Source organism: Pantoea rodasii, assembly GCF_002095465.1.
Taxonomy (GTDB): domain Bacteria; phylum Pseudomonadota; class Gammaproteobacteria; order Enterobacterales; family Enterobacteriaceae; genus Pantoea; species Pantoea rodasii.
Window position 1 is genome coordinate 44,796 of sequence record NZ_MLFP01000022.1, and the last position, 9,846, is coordinate 54,641.

4 protein-coding genes and 4 pseudogenes are annotated in these 9,846 nt (G+C 51.5%); all 8 read left to right on the top strand.

The features are described from left to right. Nucleotides 1-518 precede the first annotated feature (518 nt). Nucleotides 519-800 (top strand): transposase, encoded by a 282-nt coding sequence (locus HA45_RS20715; RefSeq protein WP_128599027.1) that lies wholly within the window; start codon nt 519-521, stop codon nt 798-800. A gap of 446 nt (nt 801-1,246) precedes the next feature. Further along, nucleotides 1,247-3,474, top strand: a pseudogene (gene adiA, locus HA45_RS20720) (arginine decarboxylase). Between the two features lie 100 nt (nt 3,475-3,574). Beyond that, nucleotides 3,575-5,304 (top strand): annotated as a pseudogene (gene argS / locus HA45_RS20725) (arginine--tRNA ligase). Nucleotides 5,305-5,343: 39 nt separating this feature from the next. Further along, nucleotides 5,344-5,817: a transcriptional regulator ArgR gene (gene argR / locus HA45_RS20730; protein WP_100704209.1), complete on the top strand. Its 474-nt coding sequence runs from the start codon at nt 5,344-5,346 to the stop codon at nt 5,815-5,817. Between the two features lie 67 nt (nt 5,818-5,884). Further along, nucleotides 5,885-6,331 carry a translesion error-prone DNA polymerase V autoproteolytic subunit gene (umuD, locus tag HA45_RS20735; RefSeq protein WP_100704215.1) on the top strand — a complete coding sequence of 149 codons (447 nt, stop codon included), beginning with the start codon at nt 5,885-5,887 and terminating at the stop codon, nt 6,329-6,331. Between the two features lie 8 nt (nt 6,332-6,339). Continuing rightward, a pseudogene (locus tag HA45_RS20740) lies at nt 6,340-6,566 on the top strand (Y-family DNA polymerase); the annotation flags it as partial. Between the two features lie 280 nt (nt 6,567-6,846). After that, on the top strand, nt 6,847-7,542 hold the full coding sequence (locus tag HA45_RS20745; protein ID WP_244563490.1) for a tyrosine-type recombinase/integrase: 696 nt from the start codon (nt 6,847-6,849) through the stop codon (nt 7,540-7,542). An 80-nt stretch (nt 7,543-7,622) separates the two neighbouring features. Then, nucleotides 7,623-9,744, top strand: a pseudogene (locus tag HA45_RS29175) (tyrosine-type recombinase/integrase). The last annotated feature ends 102 nt before the right edge of the window (nt 9,745-9,846 follow it).

The window sequence follows — 9,846 nt, forward strand, 5'->3', positions numbered from 1 at the left end:
ACATCCATTTTTTTGTATGACACAATGAGAATGATAAAGCGCAGCATTTATATTCAGAAATGAAACATTTTTTTGTGCGCGCGCCACACCGGCTTTGAAAAGAATATCGAATCGATGAGAAAGATATACAACCTCGATCTGCAAGTCAAAAGCACGGTGTTTTTTATTCGCATGTAGTTTGTAAGCGCATATTTTTCTCGCGCTATAAAATGGGTGTTTAAATTTGATCAATATCAATATATTGTTTTTTATTCATTTTATAACGGCACCTTACGTTTTTGTTTTGTTCTGTGGTAGTAGCATCATACATCGATGAATAATTGCATTTTTTATGCAGTTATTTATTTAAAATTTCGTGGTTGAGTTGATTTTTTATGAATTTATTCGCGTTGCGAAATATATGTACACACTAGCCAATGGCTCCCTTTTTAATAATTAGGTATATTGTAGTGGCACACTGATACTGGCCACCTGAACGAAGGTGAAATGTTCATATCAACAATACGACAGGTGATCAAATGGCCAAACATTTCACGGCAAAATTTAAGCTCGAAGCAGCAAAGCTATACTTACGTAAGGCCGCTGAGACGGTTAATGTCAGCTATTCAGCTATTCAGCTATTCAGCTATTCAGCTATTGCCCGCTGGATTAATAAGCTGAAACTCGAACGCCGGGGTAAAACTCCTGCCGAACTTCCTCTGACGCCAGAGCAGCTCGAGTTGCGTGAAATGAAGAAAAAATCCAACGTCTTGAAATGGAGAATAAAATCCAACGTCTTGAAATGGAGAATAAAATCCTAAAAAATCTACGGTTCTCTTAATGTCGGACTCACTCAACGGCTCACGGTAGTCGACAGGCTGAGAGCGCGGTTTCCGCGTTGTGCCGGACTTTTGAAGTTCATCGCAGCAGCTACAGGCGCTGGCAGGCTTCGGCCAATGAGCCCGACAGTGAGCGCGTGGCTAAACGCCAAACGAATCGGAGCGACTATATTTTTTAGCAAAACCGCACGTCCCACAATAAAGTTATTGACGACGAATCATTAACTTTTTTGTCCGACACATTGACTGCCTGCGATGAGTGAAAGTTAATAACCTTGTTTTTAAGTGTTATTAACTAACAAATCTGCAAAGATCTGGCTAAGTGATTCTCTAATATAAGAATCATCTTAAGTCTGTGATTACAAAATATTAAATATCAGAGAGAAGGTTATGTGTGATAAAACTATTTAATCGTTAGTAATAATGAGTTGACTCATCGCCAACCGAATCCTGCGATTGCTCGTATTGTGGAAACCTTAAAAAGCAAAGGCGAAAAAGTTCAATATTCATACTCTTATCAGAACGCTGCCTCTTATGTTGTTTCTACTGTGGCGATTGACTGTATTTTGCTGGAGTGGAATGCGCACGATATTGCCCAAATTCGTACATTGGTTGAACGCCTGAGCCTGCGCCACGATCAAACGCCGGTCTTCCTGATGGTTAAATCTGCCGGTGATAATGCCAGCGTCGATGCGGAAGTGATGAACCGTGTGACGGAAACTTTCATGGTGCTGGACGATACCACTGACTTTATCGTTGGGCGTTTACAGGCTGCGGTTAATCGCTACGAAAAAATCATGATGCCGCCGTTAATGGCCGCCATGATGGAATATGCCAAAGAAAAAGAGTACTCCTGGTCAGCGCCAGGTCACCAGGGAGGTGTTGGTTTTTGTAAAACCGCAGTGGGACGTAAGTTTTATGACTTCTACGGCGAGAATATTTTTCGTACCGATATGGGGATTGAGCGTGCGTCACTGGGTTCGATGCTGGATCACACCGGGGCATTCGGTGAGAGCGAAAAATATATTGCTCGTGTTTTTGGCGCGCACCGCTCTTACTCTCTGGTAGTAGGGACGTCCGGGGCGAACCGCACCATTATGCAGGCCTGTCTGACAGATAAAAATATCGCGATTTGTGACCGCAATAGCCATAAATCTATTGAGCAAGGTTTGATGTTAACCGGGGCGACGCCGGTGTATATGACGCCGACTCGTAATGCTTACGGCATTATCGGCCCAATCCCGAAAAAGCAGATGTCAGCGGAATATATCCGTGGGCAAGTTGCAGAAAGCCGCTTTGCCGCACTGCTGGAAGAAAAACGCCCAGCTTACAGTATTGTCACTAACTGTACTTACGATGGCCTGATTTATAATGGCGATATTATTCAGAACATGCTGGGCGAAAGCTGTGATCGTATCCACTACGACGAAGCTTGGTTTGGGTATTCACGTTTTAACCCGATTTATAAAGGGTTCCACGCGATGCGAGATGATAAAAAGCGCATGCGAAAGATGCTCCGACTATTTTCGCTACTCACTCTACGCATAAATTGCTCAATGCGCTGTCTCAGGCATCTTACATTCATATGCGTGAAGGGCGCGGCAACATTGAACCGGCGCAGTTCAACCAGTCTTACATGATGCATGCCACTACTTCACCGCTTTACTCTATTGCCGCGTCGAATGATGTGGCGGCGGCGATGATGGATGGTAAACAAGGCGTCAATTTGACCAATGAAGTGATTGAAGAGGCCGTTGATTTTCGTCAGGCGATTGCTCGTAAGTATGAGCAATACAAGGAGAATGACTGGTTCTTCAAGCCGTGGAACCCGGAAGTGATTACTGATCCGAAAAACGGCGAAAGATACCCCTTTCCGGAAGCGCCAAAGCCCATTTTGATGCAGGAACAGAGTTGCTGGATCCTCAATCCGAAAGATAGCTGGCATGGATTTAGCGATCTGGATGAAAACTGGGTGATGCTGGATCCGGTGAAAGTGAGTCTGTTAACCCCGGGACTGAACGATGACGGTTCATTAAAGGATCGCGGTGTGCCTGCGGCGCTAGTGACAGCGTACCTCTCTAACCTCGGAATTGTGCCAACCCGTACCACCGATTTCCAAATCATGTTCCTGTTCTCAATGGGGGTGACCAAAGGGAAATGGGTCACGCTGATGAATAGCCTGATGGCATTTAAAAAGCATTACGACATGAATGCTCTGTTAAAAGATGTGATTCCAGAGCTGATCAGTGCGGCTCCGGAGCTGTACGGCGAGCTGGGAATACGCGACCTGGGAGACAAAATGATCGCCTTCCTGAAAGAGCATAACCCTAGCCATAAACTGAATCAGGCTTATGAGTTGTTACCGCAAATCGATATGTTGCCACGTGATGCGTTTAAACAGCTGGTAGCCAACAATGTTGAGCTGGTGTCCATCTATGAGCTGGAAAGCCGTACCGCTGCCAACTCCGTTATCCCTTACCCACCGGGTATTCCGATGGTGTTGTCCGGTGAGAATTTCGGTGACGAAAATAGTCCTTTGATTGGTTATCTGCGCGGGTTGCAGTGTTGGGACGATACTTTCCCTGGATTTGAACATGAAACGGAGGGTACAGAAAAAGAAGACGGCACCTATCATGTGATGTGTTTGAAACGTTAATACAAAGCCCGGGCTGTGCCTGGGCTTTGTGACATCACAGGTTTCATGGCCAACCCCAAAGGGGAGATGGTTTCTACGACTGTACAACAAGAGGTCATTCGTGAATATCAAAGCGCAACTTACTCAGGCACTGCACAGTGCGTTAACGACATTGGGGCTGGATGGCGCCGGTAAATTACAGGTTCGTTATGCTGAACGGCCCCAATTTGGCGACTATCAAATCGATGGCGTCATGGCACTGGCAAAAATAGTCGGCTGCCCGCCACGCCAGTTGGCAGAGCGAATTGTTGGGGCGCTTGAACTGGAAGCTATTGCTAACAACGTCGATATTGCTGGACCGGGGTTTATCAATATCTTTCTTAACCCGGAGTGGATCACGCAGCAGCTTGAACAGGCTTATCGCGATCCGCGTCTTGGCATTGGAAAGGTGACGCCGCAACGCATCGTCGTGGATTATTCAGCTCCCAACGTGGCAAAAGAGATGCACGTTGGGCATCTGCGTTCGACCATTATTGGTGATGCTGTTGTGCGTACTCTGGAATTTTTGGGGCACGAGGTCATTCGTGCAAACCATATTGGCGACTGGGGCACACAGTTCGGCATGTTGATTGCCTGGCTGGAACATAGCCAACAAAATGCTACCCAGCCGCTTGAGTTATCCGATCTGGAAGCATTCTACCGTGAAGCGAAGAAACGGTATGAGATAGATCCTGCGTTTTCTGAGCGTGCACGCCGCTACGTGGTGATGTTACAGCAGGGTGATATTTGGTGTCTGGAAATGTGGCGCTGCCTGGTGGACATTACGATGGTGCAAAATCAGCGTAATTATGACCGCCTGAATGTAACCCTGAACGAAGATAGTGTGATGGGGGAAAGTACCTATAATCCAATGCTGCCAGAGATAGTAAATGATCTGTTGGCGCGTGGTCTTGCCACCGAGAGTGAAGGGGCGACGGTCGTTTATCTGGACGAGTATAAAAATAAAAATGGCGAGCCGATGGGCGTCATTATTCGTAAGAAAGACGGTGGATACCTTTATTCCACCACCGATATTGCCTGTGCCAAATATCGCTACGATGTCTTACATGCTGATCGCATGCTGTATTACATCGACTCTCGCCAGCATCTGCACTTGATGCAGGCCTGGCGCATTGTGCGTAGAGCCGGTTATGTCCCTGAATCGGTGCCGATGGAACATCACATGTTCGGCATGATGATGGGTAAAGACGGTAAACCGTTCAAAACCCGTGAGGGTGGTACGATTAAACTGTCGGAGCTGCTGGATGAAGCTTTTACCCGTGCCCGTGCTCTGGTGGCTGAGAAACAACCGGATCTTGATGATAGCGCGCTGGATGCTCTGGCTGAAGTTATCGGTATTGGTGCCGTGAAGTATGCCGACCTATCAAAAAACGGACGACCGACTACGTGTTTGACTGGGACAGCATGCTCTCTTTTGAAGGTAACACCGCGCCTTATCTTCAGTATGCCTGGTCGCGCATTGCGTCGCTGCTTAAACGTATCCCACTGGCAACCGATGCGCTTGATGCGGATATTCAACTGATTGCCGAAGATGAAGCCGCGCTATGTAAGCAGTTGCTGCGTTTTGAAGAAGTTGTCCATACGGTTGCCCAGGATGGTTATCCACATTTGTTGACCAGCTATCTGTATGAACTTGCCAGTATTTTCTCTCGTTTTTATGAGCGCTGCCCGATCCTGAATGCCGCCTCTCCTGCGCTACAACAAAGCCGTTTAAAGCTGGCATTGCTGACAGCCCGTACTTTGCAAACGGGGCTGACCATGCTGGGAATTAAGACTGTCGAGCGGATGTGATGAACGCGGGTGTAGCGGTCGATAAGGAATTGATGGTTTATGGTACATAAAATGGAAAAATCCACACTCAAACTGAAGTTCAGAGAGCTGTTGCAGGCGGCGAACTTTACATCACAAAATGAAATCGTTAACTATCTGATTGAACAAGGATATGAGAAGGTCAATCAGTCTAAAGTGTCACGGATGTTAACGAAATTTGGTGCGATTCGTCGCCGTAATGCAAAAGGGGATCTGGTGTACTCTATCCCTACGGAGCTGAATGTACTGAAAATTTCGAGCAACATTAATAATTTTATACAGAGTGTTAATTATAATAATATTTTAGTGGTGGTTAATACCTCGCCGGGTGCCGCGCCACTGGTGGCCAGGATGCTTGATTCGTTTGGTAAAGCGGAAGGGATCATGGGAACCATTGCTGGAGACGATACGATTTTTATCGCCCCATGCCTGGATATTACCGTTAATGCCCTGTTTATGAATATCAATAATCTGCTGGATATTGAGGTGCGTTAACCACGTTTATGTGTTACATCATGCTGATTTCAGTTGTTCCGGCAGCGCTCTGCAGAGGGCCGCAGCCGTGAAACCCGCGGAATACGCACCCGGCCTGACGCTGCTCTGGCTCCCCGTTTTCACACCGCGCGTGCGCGTACCACTCTATGCCGAACCGTGTGCGGCGGGATTCCCCTCAACCGCTGCCGATTATGTCGAAAAAGAGCTGGACCTGAACGAGCTCTGCATCCGCCGGCGCGCCTCCACGTTCTTCGTGCGCGCCAGCGGCAGCAGCATGGAGGGCCTTGGGCTTTATGACGGCGACGTCATGGTGGTTGACCGGACCGAGGAGGCGTCGCACGGTGACATTGTCATCGCTGAGGTGGAAGGTGAATTTTCGGTTAAACGCCTGCAGCAGCCCCGGCTCGCGCTGCTGCCCATGAATCCGGCCTACCCGGTTATCTATCCGGAAGAGCTGCAGCTGCTCGGCGTGGTCACCTGGTGGTTCAACAGCACGCGCGCGCGCCGGAGGTAACGATGCCGATGTTTGGCTTGGCGGACGTTAACTCGTTTTACGCAAGCTGTGAGGCGCTGTTTCGTCCGGACCTGCGCGGTAAGCCCGTTGTGGTGCTGTCCAATAACGACGGCTGCGTGATCGCTCGCAGCGCCGGCGCCAAAAGCTCGACATTAAAATGGGCGCGCCGTGGTTTCAGATAAAGACGCAGGATTTCGCAGAGCGCGTGCACGTCTTCAGCAGTAATTATATGCTATAAGTAAGTTAAGTGGAATGCAACATTGAGTGAGTAAACTTTGTGCAGCGATATTGCTGGTCAGAGGAGAACACGATGCTGATTCCACCGGATGAACATGCTCTGTACTTGCAGAGCGCGAGCTGAAGCTGTTATCAAATCTGGGCCGGGCGCAGGCCACGCTCGCGGCCTACCGCAGTGCCCTCCGCCATTTTTTGCGTTCTGCAGCCAGCACAGGATTGAACCTGAAAAGGCCCGGTTTGAAGACCTGGCCGCGTACATCAGCCCTCAGCTGCCCGGCATGCCTTTTCCCTCGGCCAGCGCCACGCTCCAGCTTCGCCTGTCGGCAATCCGCCTCTGGTATGACTTTCTCATGTATCTGGACCTCTGCACGGTCAATCCGCTGCCCCGGTCCGGTAAGCCTGACATGCTCAGTTCCGGCCGTGGACTGGTTCCCCGCGTTGTAAAACTGCCGCGTATTCCTGACGGTGCGCAGTGGCAGGCTTTTCTCTTTCATGCCGCCGCTTCCCCGCTGTGTGATCGCCTGATGCTGGCATTAACCTACTACGGTGCGCTGCGGCGGTCTGAAGTCACTTCGCTGAGCATCGAAGACTTCGATTTCGCGCACCGTCTTATCCGCATCCGGGCAGAAACTACCAAGAGCCGGCGTGAGCGTATTGTCTGTTACAGCCCGGCAGTCGTGCCCGCGCTGGCGACCCACCTCATGCAGATGAAGCGGACCGGAATGGTCAGAGGGGCCCTGTTCCGTTCCGCGTCCGATCGTAATCAGGGCTCGCCGCTTTCATTCTGGACCTGGAGCAAAACGGTCCGGAAATGGGCGCTGGAGTCCGGGATGCCGGACATCTCAACTCATACCTTCCGGCACCTGCGGCTGACGCATCTGGCTCGCGCGGGCTGTAAGCTGCACGAGCTTGCCACCTATGCAGGACACCGCGACCTGAGCACAACACAGATTTATCCACCTGTCGGCCCGTGACCTTGCCGCCAGGATGGCCGGAGCGATTGAAACGGCAGATATCAGGATGGCGAACCTTATTTTCAGCCCGGAGAAATAACATGAGCCCGCACAAACCGACTGAAAGCAGCTGGCGTCCCTTCGACATCACTGAATACCGGCTTGAGGCGTCGCTGACGCCTGCTGAGTGCGTCGCGCTCGAAAGCGCTCACAGCCGCTCCGGTATGCTGCTGGTGAAGCCTGCGCTAGACCTCATCAGGCCGCTGAAAGATCTTGCCGCCGCCAGCGGATGCAGCAAAAAAATCGCCGGGCTGGTGATAGCCGGACTGCTGCGCGAGATGCATTCCTCAGGCATGCCGTGCTGGCGATGGACACAGGAACGCTGGCGGACGCTCTGCCGGGAAGTCAGGGAGGGCCGCCCCTTAATGGCCGCCTTTGCCTGGCATCTTGCCGGTTTTCATGACCCTCTCAGCCTCCCCAATATACGCAAACCTGCCCTCTACGCTTCTGCCATCTTCGGCCAGGCTTTTTATCACCAGGAGCTGCACCGCCTGACGGATACGCTGCTGTCGCTGGGTTATGCCCCGGCCAGCCAGAAAAATCACATATCCGGCATACTGGCCACGCTGATGATTATGAACCGGGATCCCCGGCTGGAGACGTTTACGCCGGAATTGCTGTGGCAGGTCCAGTCCGGCATGGAGGCTGGGACTTCCCGTTATGTCGGGCGGTTTCGCACGCACTCGCTGCGCTGGGTATTATCAGCGCCCCGATGAGGATGCGAAACTACACGAAGTGGTACGAGAAGCCGGTAGAAGGGATCGATCCGGCCTGGGTACACTGGTGCCGGCGCTGGCGGGAAACATCGGTGCTCAGGCCGCGCACCCGTGAAAACCAGTACAGCTTTATTCTGCGCTGCGGCCTCTGGCTGACAAAGGAACATTCGCAGGTGCGGGAACCGGCAGACTGGACCATAGAAACCTGCGCCAGCTTTATCGCTACGGTAGGCCGGATGAACGTGGATGAGCTTCAGCTGGGCACGGAAAGGGGCACGCGGAAATCGGTGCGCTCTGGCGAGCCCATGATGCCGCATTCCAGGGCGCATTTTATCTATTCACTGCGCCGGTTTATGATTGATTACGAAAACTGGGGCTGGGGGCGCCTGCGCTTCAGCCCTGCCCGCCATCTTTCCACGCCGGATACGCCCCTTTTCCGTCGCGGCGTCAATCCCCGGGTAATCGACGATCCGGTCTGGCTGAAGCTCATCTGGGCCAGCCTGAATCTGCGTCAGGAAGATCTCCTCACTGAAATACATTACCCGCTTGCCATGCTGCAGGCGATGGCTGTCATCTGGACCCATGCGGGGGTGAGGAAGAGTGAGCTGCTCCGCCTCATCACCGGGTGCATCGCGGCGCAGGCGGACGATATCGTGAAGGACGACGGCAGTATCATCCCGGCCGGTACCCTGTGCTACCTGCATATCCCTGCTGGGAAAACCTCAAAAGCCTTTGTGAAACCGGTGGCGGCGTGGTGAAAAAATACGTCGACATCTGGCTGGATGAACGCCCGTCAGAACAGGCGATGCTCGCCGACGAACGAACCGGTGAGAAAGTCAGGCTTCTGTTCCAGTACCGTGGTAAGCCTGCCGGCGGCACCATCCTCAACCGCACGGTGATACCGATGCTGTGCGCACGAGCAGGGGTACCTTTAGAAGACAGCGGCGGAACGATAACCAGCCACAGGGGGCGGGCCTCAGCAGTGACCGCGCTGGCCAGCGTGCCGCAGGGCATGTCATTGTATGAACTGATGCAGTGGACGGGGCACTCAACGCCTCAGTCCACCATGCATTATCTGCGTATTCGCCCGACTCAGCTGGCCGCCTCGTTCGTCAAAGCAGACCGTGTCGCTCACATGATAAGCGTGCTGATTGACCATGATCCGGAAGCCGCCAGCCTGACCGGACCTGCGACATACTATGATTTGGGCGATTCATACTGCACGAATCCCTTCTGGAGCAGTTGTCAGCACCGGATGGCCTGCATTGGCTGCGACTTTAATCTGCTAAAACAGAGTGCACGCGGACTGATACTGGAAAGCAAAGCCTCTGTTCGACGTTACCTTGAGGAGGTTCCGCTCACACCCGATGAGAGAGCCATCGTGGAACAGGACGCAGATAAAATTGAACAGGCACTTAAAAGATTGCCCCTTAAACCAGAACGGTAAAACGGGCCGCATTGTGCCAAGAGCGGAAGTTTATGATGCAGCTTAAACTCAAACCCTATACGACAAAACATTTGAGATTACATATTGGCCCTGTATATTTAA

Bases quoted from the DNA above. Each gene is read 5' to 3' on its own strand.
- HA45_RS20715 (WP_128599027.1), top strand. From the start codon at position 519: ATGGCCAAACATTTCACGGCAAAATTTAAGCTCGAAGCAGCAAAGCTA.
- argR (WP_100704209.1), top strand. From the start codon at position 5,344: ATGGTACATAAAATGGAAAAATCCACACTCAAACTGAAGTTCAGAGAG.
- HA45_RS20745 (WP_244563490.1), top strand. From the start codon at position 6,847: ATGCCTTTTCCCTCGGCCAGCGCCACGCTCCAGCTTCGCCTGTCGGCA.